Source organism: Peptoniphilus sp. HMSC062D09 (genome assembly GCF_001811425.1).
Classification (GTDB): domain Bacteria; phylum Bacillota; class Clostridia; order Tissierellales; family Peptoniphilaceae; genus Peptoniphilus_A.
Genome location: NZ_KV804709.1, coordinates 59,418 through 77,129 on the forward strand (window position 1 = coordinate 59,418; position 17,712 = coordinate 77,129).

Genomic DNA, 17,712 nt, shown 5'->3' on the forward strand with positions numbered 1-17,712 from the left:
TTGCAGAGTAGAATCATCTATTCTGCAACATCAGCTTAAAATTATTTTTGAATTTTTCCACCAAAATTATTCTTCGTCAAAATTATTTTTTAAATAAATTATTCTTCAACAGAAATTTTTGATGCTCCCTCAATTTTTACATTTGAGTTGTAATATTTTGTAAGTGCCTTAATCATATAGGCTGGGTCCATTGCTCCTGCTGTTTCATAATTTGAGTGCATTGCAAGTTGTGGAAGTCCAATGTCAACTGCGTGAAGTGAAACTTGTGTGTTTGATAAGTTTCCAAGAGTTGAGCCTCCTTGCATATTGCTTCTGTTAGCAAAGTGTTGCACTGGAACTTCTGCCAAGGCACAAATCTTTTTGAAGACTGCTTGTGAAAAGGCATCTGATGTGTACTTTTGGTTGGCAGCTTCTTTTATTACAATACCCTTGTTCATGAAAGTTCTGTTTTCATCGTCAGTTAATTCCTTGTGGTTTGGATGAACTGCGTGGGCATTGTCTGCACTAACTAGGAAGGATTTTGCCACTGCCTTGTGGTATTCTTCTTCGTCATAGCCAAGACCTGCATTTAGTCTTTTTAATGTGTCGTGAAGAAGTGTTGACATGGCACCTTGCTTTGTGTTTGAGCCAACTTCTTCGTTGTCAAAGCAAGCATATACATTTACTGCCTTGTCGTTAGATCCTGCAATAAAGGCTTTTAGTGATGTGAAGGCACATTCTAAGTCGTCAAGTTTTGGTGATGATACAAATTCATCCTTGTAGCCCCAAATTTTTCCTTCTTGTCTATTTACTAGGAATAAATCTTTGGAAATAATTTGTTCTACTTTTACTCCAAGTTCTTCTGCTATCATCTTGTCATAGTCGCCTTTTTTCATGGCGCCTGCTGTAAATAGTGGAAGTAAATCTACTTGTCTATTGTATTCATAGCCCTTGTTTACTTCTCTATTCATGTGGATGGCAACATTAGGGATGATTAAAAGGTCCCTATCAATGTGAAGTAGCTTTGAAACTATGGCGCCATCTTCTTCCACTAAAACTCTTCCTGCAAGGCTAAGTGGCTTGTCAAACCAAACTGAATCAATTGGTCCCCCATATACTTCAACATTTAGCTTTACATAGCCTCCTGGACCTTCAAGCTCTGGCATGCTCTTAACCTTATATGTTGGAGAGTCAGAGTGTGAAGCTACAAGTTGGTAGTGGTAGTCTGAAAGGTCACTACCTACCTTAAAGGCAATTACTGATGAATCATTTCTTGTTGTGTAATAATTCTTGCCCTTTTCAATATTCCAGCTTTCGCCTTCCTTTAATTCTATAAAATTTTCTGCGTCAAGGTATGTCTTCACAGTGTCAACTGTGTGGAACATACTTGCGCTCTTTTTAATAAATTCTAACAATTCCTTTGAAGTTTCTAAATAATTCATAACTTCCTCCTTTTTGGAATTTAGCTTAATTTTTTATCTTCCTTTGCTCTAAGCATTGGCATTATTACTCCAAGTGCAACAAGTACAAGTGGTGTAATTACATTAAGTGCCATTTGCATTGGGTCGTCTGAAATCATACCTAATATACAGCAAGCTAGTGTAACTATGAAGCACCAGAAGCCAAAGAATAAAGCAACTCCTTGGTTACGAGTAAAGTAGAATTCTCTTTCTACATCGCCCCTGTTCTTTCTCAAGAAAATATATGCCAAGAATACCCATAGGTAACGAAGTGGCATTGTAATTGAGTTAAGTTTTGTTAATTGTCTTAAAACAGTTGCAGCACCTGGCACTAGGATTTGTGCAAGGATAATTGAACCTGCAAGGACAATTATAAGTTTAATACCGTTGATGTAAGCTCCATATTTATTTTTCTTAAGAAGCTTTCTAGGTATATATTTATTTGTTCTGTCGTCATCAAGTAACATTCTAAGTGGTGCGTCAATACTTACAACAAGTGTAGAGAATTGACCGATCATGTTACAAAGAGCGTAGATGATCATAATAGTATTGCCAAGGCCATAATATTCTCCAACCTTTTGGAAAGCCCAATAAGCACCGTTAGCCGCATAAGAGTCAAAAGTTGCTTGATCTGCATTGATAATAGCAGGGTCAAACATCATACCCATGGCAATAGTACCAAAGATAGCTGAAATAATTACCATGACAGCAGCAAAGATCATTGCCTTAGGGAATTCCTTTGAAGAATTTCCTTCCATGTGGTTTACATAAGGACTCATCTTTTCAATACCACCAACTGCAAAGACAAGAATTGATAAACTTGTGAAATACTTCATGTCAAAAGTTGGAATCAAATTGTTAAGAGACCAGTCCATAGCTTGGTAACCACCGTTAGGGTTGATCTTTGGAGCAGCTAGCATCATTAAGATGTAAAGGATACCCATGATAAACATACTTGAACCTGCAATAGTTGCAAGGTTTTTAAGTGGGTTAAGACCTCTACTTGCTACCCAACAGAAAATTAAAAATACTGCTAAAGTAGCAAGTTGTACATAAACTGTTGGAAGTGAGTCATAAACTTCTGCGTTTTGGAAGAACATCCAGGACATTGCCTTTAGTCCACCAGAACCCTTTGAAGCGATGTAGGTAATGTGACATGCCCAATAAGTCCAACCAGCATAATAAGCTAACTTATCGCTTGAAGTTGCCCTAATCCATGAAGTAACTCCACCACCTTCGTCCTTAAAGGATGAACCAAGTTCCCCTACCATAAGTGCGTTAGGAATGAAATAAAGTGCGAACATTAGGATCCATGAAAATATTACTTGGATTCCGTTAAAGAATACGAAACCGTTAACAACATTTCCAAAGCCCCATAAAGTGGAAAATGCCATAAATGCCAGCATGGACCACTTAATTTTCTTTTGTGAATCTTGCATATTTTGTCTCCTCTCATAATATAATTGCATGATTAAATTAATTATAACCTTAAAAAAAACTGTAGTCTAGTATAATTCATAAACTTAGAAAACATTTTTACATTGAATTAAAAATTCTATAGCGGTTTAAATCAGTTAGCATACAAAGTTTAGAGTCTTGTGAAATACATAACTATATCCTTTTACAGTGCTGAGTAAATTTTTTTGTTTTGAAATATTTTTAATGATTTATATTTTAAAAAAACAATTTTATTGCCTTGGTCCTTCTATCTTCTGGGCTTGGGTTTTTATCTTAACTATACATTTTTTCTATGAAAAAAATTTTCCACAAAAAAATCCCCGTCAAGCGAGGATTTTACTTTAACTTTTCATTGTTAATTTTAAAATCTAATTTAGTTTTCTTAAAATTTCTTCCACCTTGTCTCTTAGGTCAAATAAATTTTCCCTTATTTCCTTTATCTCCCTATTTACTCTTAGGTCTGTGAAGATGTTGTCAAAAATTATATCTACGAAAAAATCATAAGTCGTGTCGCTAATTTCTTCATCTAAATTTATTCTCACATCGCCAAGTTCTTTTTTTGCAACTTCTAATTTTTTTCGAATAATTTCGAGGCCTGAGTTGATGTCCTTTATCTTTCCTCTTTTTACAAAGCTAACTAAGCTTGAGTCTGCAAAAATGTCAAAGATGCCCCACTTACTTGCACTTTCTGTCTCTTTTATTACTGAGTCAATTTCATCTTGCAAATCTAAAAGTGCCTCACGCGCTTCCTTTATTTCCTTTAAGTCTGTCATCTTTCCTCCTATTCTGGGTCTTCTATTTCATTTGATTCCTTAGATATAACTGCCCTGTCTCCTGGCTTTAAAATAGTATTGCCCCTTGGCACAATTATTTCTCCACTTGGAGTCTGTACCATAATTATGAGCTCATCTCTTCCAATGTGAATGTCCCTTACTCTCTTATTTGCCCACTTATGTGTTTCAGAAATTTTTATTTCCAATAGGTCCTCTCCAGTGGCATCAAAATATCCTTCGCCGCCAAGGACGATTACATCGCCATCTCTAAGATAAGTGTCGCCCCTTGGGACAATGCTCTTGCCCTCTCTTTCTATCTTTGCAATTATTATGTTAAAGGCAATTTCTATGTCTGATATTTTTTTATTCACCCAAGGAGAAGTTTTTGATACATGAGTTTTTATAAATTCAAGATCTGTCTTGTCTGAATAATAATTAAAGGTCCTAAGAACTGTGTCGTCTGGATCATACATTTCAAGCTTTTTCGTGGCAAAGGGCAGGGCCGTTCCCTGGATTAAAAGTGAAAATATACAAATTACAAAAACTATGTGGAAGATGTCAATAGATAGGTTTATATCCCTATTTACAACCATTATGGCAAAGGCAATGGCTGCTGCTCCCCTAAGTCCTGCCAGTGAAATTAGGGTTAGCTGATTTTTTTTCATCTTAAAGGGCGCCATAAGTCCAAAGACTGTAAGTGGTCTTGCCACTAAGAGCATGAAGATTGCAATGACAAAGCCTATTGGTAGAGCCTTTATTATTAAATGTATATCTGATAAAAGTCCCAAGAGGAAGAACATTGCTATTTGGAAAATCGTTGAAAGTCCGTCGTAGAAAAATACAACATCTCTCTTCCTTCTAAATTCGTGGTTGCCAATGTAGATGCCAAGGATGTATAGTGCCAAGAATCCATTGCCGCCAACTAGTGATGTAAGGGCATAGGTTCCTATCATCATTGTGGCTATAAAAACTGAAAAGAGTCCGTCTTCGTCAAGGGAGAGAATTTCTATAAGCTTTATAAAAATAAAGCCCAGTAAAAATCCTCCAATTATGCCAAGGACAACTTGTTGCAAAATTATTATTGAAATGGAGACGCTATAGCCTGATAGGAGTGACAAGAAGACCATGGTCATGGTATAGGCTGTAGGGTCGTTGGACCCACTTTCGATTTCAAGAAGTGGCGCAGTGGAATATTTTAGGTTTAGGTTTTTTGAAACTAAAATATTTGATACGGCTGCATAGTCAGTAGAGGCAACTACTGAACCAAGTAACATTGATTCTAAAAAATCAATTTTTAAAATGTAGTGGCAGAAAAGTCCCGTAAGTATAGCTGTGGCAAAGACGCCCAAGCTTGCAAGGCTTATGGATTGTCTTGCAGTTGATCGACCCATAGTCCAGTTAGAACCAAAGCCACCATAAAAAATTATTATCATAAGGGAAAGACTTGCAATATTTTCTGCAACTTTAAAATTGTTAAAATCATAGCCCAGGGCAGAAAAGATAACTCCCATTGCCAAGAACAAAAGCAGGGCAGGAAGACCTGATCTATTTGAAATTTTTGTGGCTATAATTGCTAGTAAGAGTACCACCGTTATAAGTAACAGATTCATTATTTCCCTTCTTTCTTTTAAAAAAGGAACTGCCTAAGACAGTTCCATATTTTTTTTATATCCCATTTTTATTAAAATACTCAAAATTTAAATTTTATTTGCAGACTTAAAGACATAGAAAAGTAAAGCAGTTAAAACATAAAAGCCAAGTAATACAAAAAACAAGCTCTTATTTTTGCTTATTATAGCCATGAGTAGTGTTAAAAAAACTATTAATATAGCAAGGACAATTTGTGCCATCCTAAGAGTCTCATTTATTGCACCTGCACTTGTCTTTATATATTGGTTGGCAAGAACTGAAATCATTACAAGAGTTACTAGAAAAATTACTATTTTTTCTAGTATTTTTAAAATCTTATCTCTTTTCATTTTCACTATTATAGGCCTTAATGCCTTCTCTTAAAATTCTCATTGCCTTTCTCAAGGAATCAGTGTTTAGTACAAAGGCAAGTCTTATCATTTGCTTTCCTTCTTCTTTGTCTTTGAAAAATCCCTTAGCTGGTGCAAACATAAGAGTTTCACCGTCTATGTCGAAATTTTCAATCATCCAAACTGCAAATTTTTCTGTGTCATCTACAGGAAGTTTTGGCATAACATAAAAGGCTCCCTTTGGTTTTTTTACAGTTACGCCAGGAATGTTAATTAGTTCTTCGTAGATTACATCTCTTCTCTTTTGATATTCCTTATTTACAGCTTCAAAATAGCTTTTGTCAATTTCGTATAATTTTGCAGCTGCTGCTTGTTCAATTGTTGATGCAGCAAGTCTGCAGTTGCAAAGCTTATTTATTCCATCATTAAATCTCTTGTTTTTTGATGCAACTGAACCAATTCTTGCGCCACAAGCGCCAAATCTCTTGGAAATGGAATCAATTAAAATTAAATTTTCTTCTAGTCCTTCAACTTCTCCAAAGGACTTATAAGTATTGCCATCGTAGACAAATTCTCTATAAACTTCGTCAGCAATAATATATAAGTCGTGCTTCTTTGCAAGATTTACAATCCTCAAAATTTCTTCTTCAGAATAAAGAGCTCCCGTTGGATTAGTTGGGTTGGAAAGCAAAATTGCAACTGTCTTATCTGTAATGTGCTTTTCAATTTCTTCTTCATCTGGGAGAGCAAAGCCCTTGTCTGGATCAGTTTTAAAAGCTTCAAGCTCAATGCCCAGTTGTTCAAAAACTGTCATGTAATTTGTGTAGAAGGGGTCTGTTGTAAGAATAACATCGCCTTCATTGGCAATTACTTGGAAGGTAAATAAAATTGCTTCACTTGCACCGTTAGTGATGTAAATATCATCAGCATCAAATTTTATATTTCTCTTTTTATAATAATTTGCAGTGGCTTCTCTCAGCTCAAGAAGTCCTTGTGCGTAAGCGTAAGGAAGAGGTCCTCTCCTAAAACTTTGAAAAGTTTCATAATAAATATCTGGCACATCAATATCTGGAGCCCCAATATTTAGTTCATAAATCTTTTTCCCTTCCTTTTTTGCCTTGTCAGCATAAGGCATAAGCTTTCTTATTGCTGAATATTCTATTTTTTCAATTCTTTCTGATAGTTTCATCTTTTCTCCCTTCCTTGCCATCTAAGGTCCGGTCCAAAAAAACTAATTGGCACAAATTTTTGAAAAACTCTGGAGAAAACTCTGTCTGTGTAAGTTTCTGAAAGTTCCTTTGGCGATAAATTTGTGGAAATTAATGTTTTCTTGCCTCGCAAAAGCCTTGTGTTTATAATGTTAAAAATTTCTGAAGTTGTAAAAGAATTTACAAACTCAATGCCAAGATCATCTACGATTAAAAGATCGGACTCAAAGTACAAATCATACCTATCATCATCTATGTTTTTAAATTTTCTATCTTCAATTGTCTTTAAAACTTCATAGGCAGTCTGATAAATAACTATGACATCCTTATTTATCAGTTCAGCTGCTATTGAGTTAAGTAAAAAGGTCTTGCCCTGACCAGTTGGTCCCCAAAGGAGCAAATTCAAATCATTCTTCTCATCAAAGGTCTTGATAAAATTTTTTGAAAGGGCGAGAATATTTCTCATATTTTCTCTTGGAGACATATTATATTTTTCATAAACTTTTTCAGAAAAAATATTTAAGTCAAACTTGTCAAAATTTTCCTTCTCAAGCATGTAAGAAATGGAGGACATGTCATATAGCTCTGAGACAATTAATTTCTTTAAGCAGTGACATTTCTCATTGTCTTCATTTATTCCTGTGTCGTGACAATCCTTGCAAGTGAATATCTCACTTAGATAGTCTCTAGGATAGCCCATTTTTTCTAAAAAGTCCATCTTTTTGAGCTTTAAATTGTAAATTTTTTCCGATTCCTCAAGGGACTTGTCCTGGTTTGGATTTTTAATCTGCTCAATTGATGCGCGAAGGGCAATATCTCTTATTAGTCCATCAATTTCTCTTATTTCAGGAATTTTTTTGTAAATTTCTTCCAATCTCTTTTCCTGAATTTCTGCATTTTCCCTTCTCAGGTTTTCGTAATAACTACTTATCTTTGCCGTCAGTTCCATAATCAACACCTAATTTTTTAAAGCCTTCGCGCTGCTTTCTCATTGCCACATCAAAAAGTTCTTCTTCAGAATACTTGTCAGTGATCTGCTTAAAATTGTGAAAAGCAGTTGGCTTTCTCTTCTTTTTCTTTTGATCCTTCTCTTCGATTTCTTCCACAGAATTTATGCCAAGCTCCTTCCACTTCCTAAGTATGGCGTCAACATAGGAGACATTGGGCTTGGAAATTTTTGAAGTTCTGTTGCAGGCGGCAAGGATTAGGTCCTTTGAAAAATTAAATTCGTCAAACCAAGAATTAATAATATTAAAATCAGCTTGAGAGAATTTTTTGTCCACGCCAATATAGCGCATGACCTTTTTATACCTGTAATATTTTAGGTCGTGCTCAATGTAGGACTTCTCCACATCTTCCATGGTCCTAATGTTGTCTTTGGACCAATTCCTCACTACTTGCTCAACATAGGAAATGTTGTAGATGCCCTTGATCTCTGTTGTGTAAAAAAATGCCTCTTCAATTAAATCTGCTGGCATATTGTAAGAAGTAATCCAATTTATTATGTCAATTTTTTTCATGGGAGCAATGGGCTCTCTCATTAAAAACTCAGCCCTTGTAAGTAAATTTGCATAGGTTGGATTTTCTACAATTTCTGAATAGCCATTTTCATCCTTTTTCTCTTCCTTTAAGTTGTAGACATTGTTGATGTAAAGTTCCTTTAAGTTTATAAACTTTACCTTGTCCCCCTCAAGCTCAACTATGCCCATCTTTTGCCAATACTGCCAAGCCCTATTGACATCAGACTCAAGTATGCCAAGGTAATCGGCGAGCTTTTCGTTAGTGATGTCTTCTCTATTTTCTCTGGCAAATTTGTAGCCTAAAATATAAACTTTTACAAATTCGCCATTGGCGCCAGGCATAAAATCATTTATAAAAATATTTTCTAGGGAAGTTTCTCCTAGGTCGTATTTATTTTTTTCTAGTAAAAACATATCTCACCAATCTCTTTCCATGTCTAATTCCATTTTTATGGCATAGTTATAAGTTCTGTTAAAAATAATTTTAAAAGACTCCCTATGCTTTTTAAAGTCGGGATTATTTTCGTCGTAATTGCCATTAGTAAAGCGCATGAGAAATTTATTTTTCTCCTTAAAGCCCAGGCTCTCATAAACTTTTATGGCTCTCTCATTATAAGTTGCGGCAAATAAAATTATCTTTCTAAAGCCTCTCTTTTTTAAGTCATCTAAAAAGATCTTAAGAATTTTTTTGCCAATGCCCCTATTTATATAAGAGGGATCAAGAACAACTCCCAGCACTCCTCTTTTTAAAAATTTGCTAATGTTTTTTAAAGACAAGTAGCCAATAATTTTTTCTTCAAGGAGAACTACATAGTATTCTGAGAAGGCCTTGTTGGTCTTCCACCTGTACCAGTCCTCAATATCTTTTTCTCTCTCTTCAAGAAAATTATATTCTAAAAATAAAATTGAGTCATGTCTTCCCCAATTTCTAAAAGTAAAAACATCCTCTAAAGTCATTTTTCTAAAAGTCAGAGCTGAAAAATTTTCCATAGGAGCCTCCTGCAAGTTATTATATACTATTTTCTCATCTCTATAAAGAAGTATCGCCTTTTTAAATTTTTTCCTGGCAATTTTTCTTTTTATATATAAAGTTTAATTTTATTTCATTTTTTTTAATTTATGTTAAAATAAAGTAAGGTAAATAAAAAAAATTATACAATTCGTAACGGGGAGAACTTTTATGAGAAAAAATGAAAATTTAGATGAAATTGATATCGAAATTTTGGAACTCTTGAGAAAAAACGGAAGGATGAGCCACGAAGATATTTCAAAAAAATTAAATCTTACAAGGCCTGCCATCCATAGAAGAATATATAAGATGGAAGACGCTGGTTTTATTAAGGGCTACAAGGTCCTAGTTGATTGGCAAAAAATCGGCTACAATGTAGACACTTATGTCCTTGCCAAGGTCAATACAAATGACTTCAAGGGACTTATCTCCAAAATCATGGAAATAAAAGATGAAAAATTTAAAATTTTTGAATGCTATAGGGTTACTGGCGAGCACTGCATTATGCTTCGCATAAAAACTGTAAACACTTCCGACCTCACTAGGTTTTATGATATGATTTTAAAGATAGATGGAATACTTGACACGAAAACTCTATTGATTTTGTACTCAGAAAAGGGAAACGACGAAATTTTTACAAAAATTGATAAAGAATAAAGGATGGTTTTATGGAAGAGAAAATACTCGTAGTAGACGATGAATCTGCAATATCTGATATTATTAAATTTAATTTTGAAAAGGAAGGATACATCATTGACACTGCCGACAACGGCAAAAGTGCCATTGAACTTGCAGGTGAAAATAATTACGATTTAATTCTACTTGACATTATGATGCCAAAATTAAACGGCTTTGAAGCCCTAAGAGAAATTAGAAAGTCCTCTGATGTACCTGTCATTATGCTGACAGCTAGAGAAGATGAAGTGGATAAGGTCCTTGGCCTTGAACTTGGGGCAGACGACTATGTGGTGAAGCCCTTCTCTATGAGAGAACTCCTTGCCAGAGTCAAGGCAGTACTAAGGCGCTTTGATGCCCAAGAAAAAAAGGAAGAGGACACAAGAGTTTTAAAGGTAATGGACCTTGAAATTGACTTAAATAAATACCAAGTTAGAAGAAAGGGCGAAAATATTGAGTTGACTCTTCGCGAGTTTGAACTTTTAAAATATTTAGCTTCACACCCAGGCGTAGTCTTTTCAAGAGAAGAACTCCTTGAAGAAGTTTGGGAATATGAATACTATGGCGATATAAGAACAGTGGATGTTACTGTGAGAAGACTCCGCGAAAAAATCGAAGATGAAAACAAAGACTTTAAATACATCAAGACTAAAAGAGGAGTTGGATACTTATTCGCATCAGATAATGGTGAAGGCTAATGAACCACTCTATTAAATCTAGATTTATTTTAATTTATGTTGTACTTGTTTTGATTTCCATGTTTATTGCATCTACCTTTATAATTGATAGGCTTGAAAATGTACAAATCGAAACTGCAACTACTGCCATGGTCAAAACCATGGACACCCTTGCAACTACAACATCAGCTTTTTTTAAAGATAATAATTATAAAACACTACCCCAGCTTGACCAAACCCTAAAAGACTGGGGTATTTCCAGTGAAGAATCTGCCTACATTATATCCTCTGACCAGGCGCCAAAAATTCTTGCCTCCACAAAAAATATTTCACAAAAGGACTCCATGGATGCCTATTCCTTTAAGTCCATAGAGCCAAAACTTGTCATGGACGCACTAAAGGGCAAGACTCGCGAAAAAATTGTGGAATACAAAAACGAAGGCAATGTAGAAAAACATATTGCCAGACCAATTTTATCTGGCGACGGAAAAATTCTCGCCATTATTTATATGACGAGAAACCTAAATTCAATTTATTCTGTAATTGAGGACTCCAAGGTAATAATTACTTACGCAACAATAATTTCTCTTATCACAACTTCAATTTTGGGATATTTTATTGCCAACTCCATTACAGGTCCCATTCGTACTCTCACAAAAAAGGCAAAGGCCATGGCAAAGGGTAACTTTAACCAAAGCGTTGAAGTAAAAAGTGACGACGAAATTGGTGAACTTGGTCTTATGTTTAACTTCCTTACAAAGGAACTTCGCGAGACTATAGAAAAGATGGACCTTGAAAGGTCAAAGCTTGACACAATTTTTAATTACATGGCTGAAGGCGTAATTGCCATTGACAGAAACAACAAACTCATTCACGCCAACTCCATTGCCAAGAAAATTTTAAATATTTCTGAAAAGGACTTTAACCGTGAAATAAATTTAAAAAGTATTAACCTCTACAACATTGACTACAAAAATGAAGAGAGCTTAAAGGGTGAAGAGCTTACAAAAATTTCTGACACCTTTTATAAAATCAAGTACGCACCCTATAAGTCCGATGCTCTTATAAATTCTGGACTGATAATAGTCTTACAAGATGTAAATAAAGACCACATGCTTGACATTATGCGTAAAGAATTTGTGGCAAATGTAAGCCACGAGTTAAAGACTCCTATTACAACTATAAAATCTTACACAGAAACTCTTTTAGACAGCGACCTAGACAGGGAATCTGAAAAGAAATTCTTAAAGGTTATTGACAGAGAAAATTCAAGAATGTCTAGGATTGTAACGGACCTATTATCTCTATCAAACATTGACTACAACAAGGACAACTTGCATCTTGTTAAGTTTGACACCTACGAATTTATTGACGAGGCAATTGAGTCACAATCTCTACTCATTACGCAAAAAAATCACAAAATTGAATTTGACATAGCCATGGACATAAAAGATATCTACGCCGACAGAAATGGGGCAGACCAAATTCTTACAAATATTATCTCCAACGCCTGCAAGTACACGCCAGAAAATGGAAAAATTTCCATCACTGCCAAAAATCTTGACGACTTTGTTGAGATAAGGGTAACTGACAACGGCATAGGCATACCTAAGGAAGACTTGCCGCGAATTACAGAGAGGTTTTACCGCGTTGAAAAGGGAAGAAGTAGGGAAATGGGCGGCACTGGTTTAGGCCTATCTATTGCCAATGAAATGATAAAATCCCTTGGCGGAAGTCTAAAGGTTGAATCAGTTTTTGGTCAGGGCACAAGTATTAGGCTCCTATTTAAAGCAGGTGATGAAGATGAAGAAATTTCATAAATCTTTATCCACCCTTGCCATAATTTTTTTGATCCTCCTCTTAGTTTTTCAATCGAAAAATCTTTGGCTCTCCTTTGACACAGGGGACGAAAGCGAAAAAACCATTGGCGATGTAAATGAATTTTTAAAGGAAATTCTAACTCCCCAAAGGGTTATTGCAAACTTTGGCGAGAGAGACCACTACATGACAACTGACCTGGGAGAATATTGGAAGGAAACTGCAGAAGATATTTCTGAAAAACTCCAAAGGGCAACTTCTGAAAATTTAAAATTAATTGACACTGAAGAGTATTTAAATCTTCAAAAGGAAAAATCTCTGGTCTTTAAATTTAATTCGCCCCTATCTGGCTCAGTTTTTGTAAATTTAATTGGCGACGACAGAAATTCCAACGACATAAACCTAAGCGTGAACTCCATTTATATATCTGACACTGGGGAAATTTACATCTCTGGCAGCAAGAGTCTTTACAAGCTTATGGACATCAAGGTGGACTTTCCCATTGAAGACATCTTAACTGAAGTAAAGGCCAAGGGTCTTCGTGCCATAAACTTTTATGAAGCCTACGGGATTAAAAAGGACATCTACATTCCCGACGAGGACTACCTCTCTCTCCAAGAGGTTTCCTATGTGTCTGGTCTCTATAATTTGGAAGAGGACAAGAAGTCAACTCTTGCCGAAAGATTTTTAGATGTGCCCATTGACTACATCAGAGAAATAACTGTAGACGGCAAGAACACCTACATCTACGAAAATGAGTACCTCTCCTTATCCTCTGAAGGCATAATAGAATATTCTCTTGAATCACTTTTTGATGTGAAGTCAAGAGACCTCAATAAGTGCCTAGATAGGGCTGTGGAATTTATTGCCCAAAAGACTGGCATAAGCTCTGGCATTTACCTTGAGAAGATTGAGCCCTGCGACTACAACGAAAACCTTGGCTACAGATTTTTCTTTAACCTAAAGGACGGACAAATACCTCTAGTTCTCCCTTCAAAGGACCACAGCTTTATAGAAATTGATGTCTACTCTGAATTTGTAAAAAATTATAGGGAGTACTACATCAGAAAGGACGACAACCCAATTTATAAGAGAGAAAAAATTTATCTGGAAGCCATTCACAGGATCATAAATAAAAATAGTGACCTCTTTGATGACAAGAAGGCCATGGATGTCCTAGCTTCTGTTGATAATTTAAACCTTGTCTACCTAAGCTTTAGTAGCAAGGAGGCAGAGGCACCCATGCTTGTCTACGAAATGACTTATATGGGAAATATTTATTATTTTAACACTGAAAGTGGAAAGCTAATGATGGTAAGGTAGTATTATGGATTGGAAAAAAATTAAAAAAATTTTAATAATAGCTCTCTTAGTTGCCAATGCAATTTTATTTTGCTACTCAAATTACAATAATTTTAGGCTGAGAAACGAATCCACTAGAATAGATTTTGTAAGGGAAGTTAGTGACCTCTTGGCAGAAAAAAATATAAGCCTTGATACAAAAATTCCAAGGCGAAGTAAAAAACTCCCTTCAGTCCTAGTTTCCTTTGAAACATCATCAGAAGAAGACATCAATGACAGATACTTTAAGGGCAAGGGTAAGGTGGCAAGACCAAGTACAGACCTTGCGGAGATTTCTCTTGGCGACGAATATGTTAACCTCTTAAATGGCAGGAGGGTTTTCTATGAAAATAGGAACAAGGAAGATAAATATAAGCTAGATAGCCTTGAAGAGGCGCAAAATATTGCCCAAAAATTTTTATTGGACAAAAAATATGACACTAGAGACATTTATCTCTCCTACTACCAAGTAGATGGCGACAAATATATTTTAAATTACACAAAAATTTTCGACTCCCTGCCTGTTGAGTCTTCCTACACAAATTTTGTCATTGACGCGAGAGGTGTCATGTCCATGGATAGACTTTGGCTTGATGTATTAAATAAGTCTGAACAAAAAATACATCTGGCGCCAGCAGGTCGCGCCCTACTATCTCTTTTAAATAAGACAGAATATTACAACAAGACCATAGAAAAAATTTCCCCTTGCTTTTACTTTAACCCCGAAGACCAGGGCTATATAGAAGACATAACACGAGCAGTAAATGGTCGTGCCATACCTGCCTGGAAGGTGAAATTTACAGACGGAGAATACACTGTCCTCTCCAATTACTAAGCTTAACAAATCACTGAGCCTGTGATAAAATAGGCTTTGGAGGTTTTTATGAAATTTTGCTCTTTGGCAAGTGGCTCATCAGGCAACTGCCAATATATTGAATATAAAAATACAAAAATAATAATAGATGCTGGACTTTCTGGCAAAAAAATCGAAGAAAACTTGGAAGAAATTGGGGTAAAGGCAAGTGAACTTGACGCAATCTTTGTCACTCATGAACACATTGACCACATAAAATCTGTGGGCGTCTTGTCAAGAAGACACAAGCTAAAAGTTTTCTCCAACATGATGACATTAGATGCCATGCTGCCAACAGTGAAAAAGCTTGACCCAAAGAAGACCTTTATCTTTGAAAATGGCAAGAGCTTTACCTTTAAAGACTTGGAGATCATGCCAATATCCACCTTCCACGACTGTGCAAGTGGCTGTGGCTTTGTCATAAGTGGCGACAAAAAAATTTCCCTTTTGACAGACACAGGCTGGGTCAACGCCGATGCCATGGAAAAAATGGATGGGTCAGAACTTTTTTATCTTGAATCCAACCACGATGTAGACATGCTAATGCAGGGGACCTACCCCTACCAAACAAAGCAAAGAATTTTATCAACTAAGGGCCACCTTTCCAACGAAAACGCAGGAGAAGTCCTATCAATGATCTTAAAAAAGAAAAAAGAAAAAATTCTCTTGGGACACCTTTCAGCTGACAACAATTTGCCAGACCTTGCCCTAAAGACCATAAATGACCTGCTCTTGCAAGACCACAAGGAAGAAAGCGTGGACTACACCATAGATGTTGCACCAAGATTTTCGCCATCGGAAGTCTTTGAACTTTAAAATTTTTTTAAGGGAGGAAAAATTTGAACATATTAGTTACTAATGACGACGGAATTAACGCCGAAGGCATAGAAGTCCTTGCAAAGGCACTGATAAAAGAAGGCCACAAAGTTACAATTGCGGCGCCAAATGTAGAAAACTCTGGCAAGTCTCATGCCATAACTTTTAAGAGCCCCCTAATGGTCCAAGACGCCAAGCTTGAAGGTCTTGAGGGCGTAAGAAGCCTATGCGTCTATGGAACGCCAGCTGACTGCGTAAGAGCAGCTGTGCATTTACTTGACGAAAAATTCGATTACTGCTTCTCTGGAATAAACTCTGGCTACAACACTGCCACAAATGTATTATATTCAGGCACAGTTTCAGCTGCCATCGAAGCAAATTTATTTAACATACCAGCAATTGCAGTGTCAGCTCAATGGGTGAAGGGGCACTCCAAGTTTGACTCAGCGGCAAAAGTTGCCATGGATATCTTTAATAAACTTGAGGACTTTAAAAAGCTTCAGGTCCTAAATATAAATGTGCCCTACCTTGACTACCAAGACTTAAAGGGCATAGAAGTCTGCAAGGTTGGCGCCGATGTCATGTCCATCTACGACATATCAGAAGACGGTCAAGGCTACAACATGAAGCTAAAGGGCTTCCCCAAGGAGAACAACGGCAAGGACTCAGACATCTATTATCTGGGACAAGATTATGCAACAGTTAGCCCCCTTCTTTACGATGTGACAAACCTAACTCTAATCAATGAGTTAAAGGAAATTTTAAAATAAGTTTGGAGAGAAAATCGTGAACTACAAATTTACTTTGATCTTTTTAATAATTTTAATTTTTGGAATATTTTTTAGAACTATTATGTAATGCGAAAAAATTGTAAGCTGCGAAGAATAATAGGTGAAGACTAATATAAGATGAGATTTAAAAAGTCTTGGCGACTTTTTATTTTTTTGCTATAATTTAGTAAAGAGGTGATAGTGTGAAAAAATTTATACCTATAATCTTTGCCCTGGTCTTAATATTTTCTTCTTGCAAGAAAAAAGAAGAGAGCCTATATGACTTTAAGACAGATTTTGTGGGTGACAACACAAGGGTCTCACAAATAGTTTCTAAAGAGGCCTATCCTAAAAATTTTGAGACAGGAGAGATAAAGATCCTATCAGAAAAAGAGCCCTATGGCTTAAAGATCTTCTGCAAAAATTTTGAAGACACAGAAAAAGAAGACTTATTTAAAAACGCAGCCACAACTTTTGCCCTAATAAAAAATTTGGACAATTTATCTTATGTAGATGCTGACGAAAAAGAAATCTTTAGCTTTAGTCGTGCTGAAGTGGAAGAAGGGCTTCAAAAAGAAGAGACAAGTCTTGACAAAATATCAGAAAGCCAAGAAAGCCTAGAAAATTTTATAAATAAATAAAGAGCTCTCTCAGAAAACTGGGAGAGTTTAATTTTGCAAATCTTTAGAAAATTATATAAAAAAATGGGTGAGACCTTATAATAATTTCTCCTGCCAAAAATTTCCAATTAAGAAAAAATTCACAGAGGCAAAATTTTGCCAGCAAAAAATTTTTGAAGAAAATTTAAAAAGTGCAAAAATTTTCAGACTTTAAAAATTTTTTAAATAAAATTATCTGTTAGAGATTTACTCTCCAACAGATATTATAAAGCCAAAAAAAGAGAAGGATCACTCCTTCTCTAATTTTTTTCTATCTAGGATTTCTTTGAAACTTAGCTTTTACAATTTCAAATCCATCTGTGTTGATGTTAAATTGATTGTTGTCTTCCTTAATCCAGTGTGCCCTATAAAGGTCCTTCTTGTATAAGAAAGTGTTGCTTGCACAAAGAATATCTTCGTAAGACCACATATCCTTCTTAACATCTTTGTAAGTTATTAAACTCTTGTCATTGTTTATAATATAAGTCTTGTCAAGAACCCTATTGAAAGCCTTGTTAGAAACTGCAGCAACTTCTTCTCTTGGGATGAACTTGTCGCCTTCATAAGTTGCAAGTCCGTCAGAGTAAATCTTTAACCAGCCTTCCTTGTAAGCTGCTTCGATTTCAGCCATTGCCCAGTGTCCATCTTTAAGCTTCATGTGGTTGCCACTAACATCTCCAAGTTCTTGGAATCTCTTAAGAGTAGCAATCCATTCAT

General features: G+C 35.7%; 18 protein-coding genes. 8 read left to right on the forward strand and 10 right to left on the reverse strand.

What is annotated here, in order from left to right; all coding sequences use genetic code 11:
- Positions 1 to 98: 98 nt before the first annotated feature.
- The 9 genes from HMPREF2801_RS04915 to HMPREF2801_RS04955 form a co-directional block, all read right to left on the reverse strand.
- The gene (locus HMPREF2801_RS04915) at positions 99 to 1,421 is read right to left on the reverse strand and encodes a M18 family aminopeptidase (protein ID WP_070610909.1); all 1,323 of its coding nucleotides are present in this window, start codon (positions 1,419 to 1,421) and stop codon (positions 99 to 101) included.
- A 20-nt stretch (positions 1,422 to 1,441) separates the two neighbouring features.
- On the reverse strand, positions 1,442 to 2,878 hold the full coding sequence (locus HMPREF2801_RS04920; RefSeq protein ID WP_070610910.1) for an APC family permease: 1,437 nt from the start codon (positions 2,876 to 2,878) through the stop codon (positions 1,442 to 1,444).
- Positions 2,879 to 3,265: 387 nt separating this feature from the next.
- The gene (locus tag HMPREF2801_RS04925) at positions 3,266 to 3,670 is read right to left on the reverse strand and encodes a hypothetical protein (RefSeq protein ID WP_070610912.1); all 405 of its coding nucleotides are present in this window, start codon (positions 3,668 to 3,670) and stop codon (positions 3,266 to 3,268) included.
- An 8-nt stretch (positions 3,671 to 3,678) separates the two neighbouring features.
- Positions 3,679 to 5,280 carry a potassium/proton antiporter gene (locus HMPREF2801_RS04930; protein ID WP_070610914.1) on the reverse strand — a complete coding sequence of 534 codons (1,602 nt, stop codon included), beginning with the start codon at positions 5,278 to 5,280 and terminating at the stop codon, positions 3,679 to 3,681.
- A gap of 87 nt (positions 5,281 to 5,367) precedes the next feature.
- Positions 5,368 to 5,649: a hypothetical protein gene (locus tag HMPREF2801_RS04935; protein ID WP_070610915.1), complete on the reverse strand. Its 282-nt coding sequence runs from the start codon at positions 5,647 to 5,649 to the stop codon at positions 5,368 to 5,370.
- Positions 5,636 to 6,838: a pyridoxal phosphate-dependent aminotransferase gene (locus HMPREF2801_RS04940; RefSeq protein WP_070610917.1), complete on the reverse strand. Its 1,203-nt coding sequence runs from the start codon at positions 6,836 to 6,838 to the stop codon at positions 5,636 to 5,638. Before HMPREF2801_RS04940 ends, HMPREF2801_RS04935 begins: the two co-directional genes overlap by 14 nt.
- Entirely contained in the window at positions 6,835 to 7,806 is a 972-nt protein-coding gene (locus HMPREF2801_RS04945; RefSeq protein ID WP_070610919.1) for an ATP-binding protein, read from the reverse strand. The genes HMPREF2801_RS04940 and HMPREF2801_RS04945 overlap by 4 nt, the downstream gene beginning before the upstream one ends.
- A complete protein-coding gene (locus tag HMPREF2801_RS04950) occupies positions 7,781 to 8,791 on the reverse strand; it encodes a DnaD domain protein (RefSeq protein WP_070610921.1) in 1,011 nt (336 codons plus the stop codon). Before HMPREF2801_RS04950 ends, HMPREF2801_RS04945 begins: the two co-directional genes overlap by 26 nt.
- A gap of 3 nt (positions 8,792 to 8,794) precedes the next feature.
- Entirely contained in the window at positions 8,795 to 9,367 is a 573-nt protein-coding gene (locus tag HMPREF2801_RS04955) for a GNAT family N-acetyltransferase (RefSeq protein ID WP_070610922.1), read from the reverse strand.
- A gap of 190 nt (positions 9,368 to 9,557) precedes the next feature.
- Here HMPREF2801_RS04955 and HMPREF2801_RS04960 point away from each other — a divergent pair, with 190 nt between their 5' ends.
- The 8 genes from HMPREF2801_RS04960 (at position 9,558) to HMPREF2801_RS04995 (ending at position 16,977) form a co-directional block, all read left to right on the forward strand.
- A complete protein-coding gene (locus HMPREF2801_RS04960; RefSeq protein ID WP_019125379.1) occupies positions 9,558 to 10,043 on the forward strand; it encodes an Lrp/AsnC family transcriptional regulator in 486 nt (161 codons plus the stop codon).
- An 11-nt stretch (positions 10,044 to 10,054) separates the two neighbouring features.
- Positions 10,055 to 10,759, forward strand: coding sequence for a response regulator (locus HMPREF2801_RS04965; RefSeq protein ID WP_019125378.1), 705 nt, complete (start codon positions 10,055 to 10,057; stop codon positions 10,757 to 10,759).
- A complete protein-coding gene (locus HMPREF2801_RS04970; protein WP_070610924.1) occupies positions 10,759 to 12,558 on the forward strand; it encodes a HAMP domain-containing sensor histidine kinase in 1,800 nt (599 codons plus the stop codon). The genes HMPREF2801_RS04965 and HMPREF2801_RS04970 overlap by 1 nt, the downstream gene beginning before the upstream one ends.
- Positions 12,542 to 13,879, forward strand: a complete 1,338-nt coding sequence (locus HMPREF2801_RS04975) for a hypothetical protein (RefSeq protein ID WP_070610927.1) — start codon at positions 12,542 to 12,544, stop codon at positions 13,877 to 13,879. Before HMPREF2801_RS04970 ends, HMPREF2801_RS04975 begins: the two co-directional genes overlap by 17 nt.
- 4 nt (positions 13,880 to 13,883) lie before the next feature.
- A complete protein-coding gene (locus HMPREF2801_RS04980; protein ID WP_070610929.1) occupies positions 13,884 to 14,732 on the forward strand; it encodes a two-component system regulatory protein YycI in 849 nt (282 codons plus the stop codon).
- A gap of 48 nt (positions 14,733 to 14,780) precedes the next feature.
- The gene (locus HMPREF2801_RS04985) at positions 14,781 to 15,566 is read left to right on the forward strand and encodes an MBL fold metallo-hydrolase (protein ID WP_070610930.1); all 786 of its coding nucleotides are present in this window, start codon (positions 14,781 to 14,783) and stop codon (positions 15,564 to 15,566) included.
- Between the two features lie 23 nt (positions 15,567 to 15,589).
- Positions 15,590 to 16,336 carry a 5'/3'-nucleotidase SurE gene (gene surE, locus HMPREF2801_RS04990; RefSeq protein WP_070610932.1) on the forward strand — a complete coding sequence of 249 codons (747 nt, stop codon included), beginning with the start codon at positions 15,590 to 15,592 and terminating at the stop codon, positions 16,334 to 16,336.
- Between the two features lie 203 nt (positions 16,337 to 16,539).
- Positions 16,540 to 16,977: a DUF4825 domain-containing protein gene (locus HMPREF2801_RS04995; RefSeq protein WP_070610934.1), complete on the forward strand. Its 438-nt coding sequence runs from the start codon at positions 16,540 to 16,542 to the stop codon at positions 16,975 to 16,977.
- A gap of 289 nt (positions 16,978 to 17,266) precedes the next feature.
- Here HMPREF2801_RS04995 and HMPREF2801_RS09465 read toward each other — a convergent pair whose 3' ends face one another.
- Positions 17,267 to 17,653 (reverse strand): hypothetical protein, encoded by a 387-nt coding sequence (locus HMPREF2801_RS09465; protein WP_070610936.1) that lies wholly within the window; start codon positions 17,651 to 17,653, stop codon positions 17,267 to 17,269.
- Positions 17,654 to 17,712 lie beyond the last annotated feature (59 nt).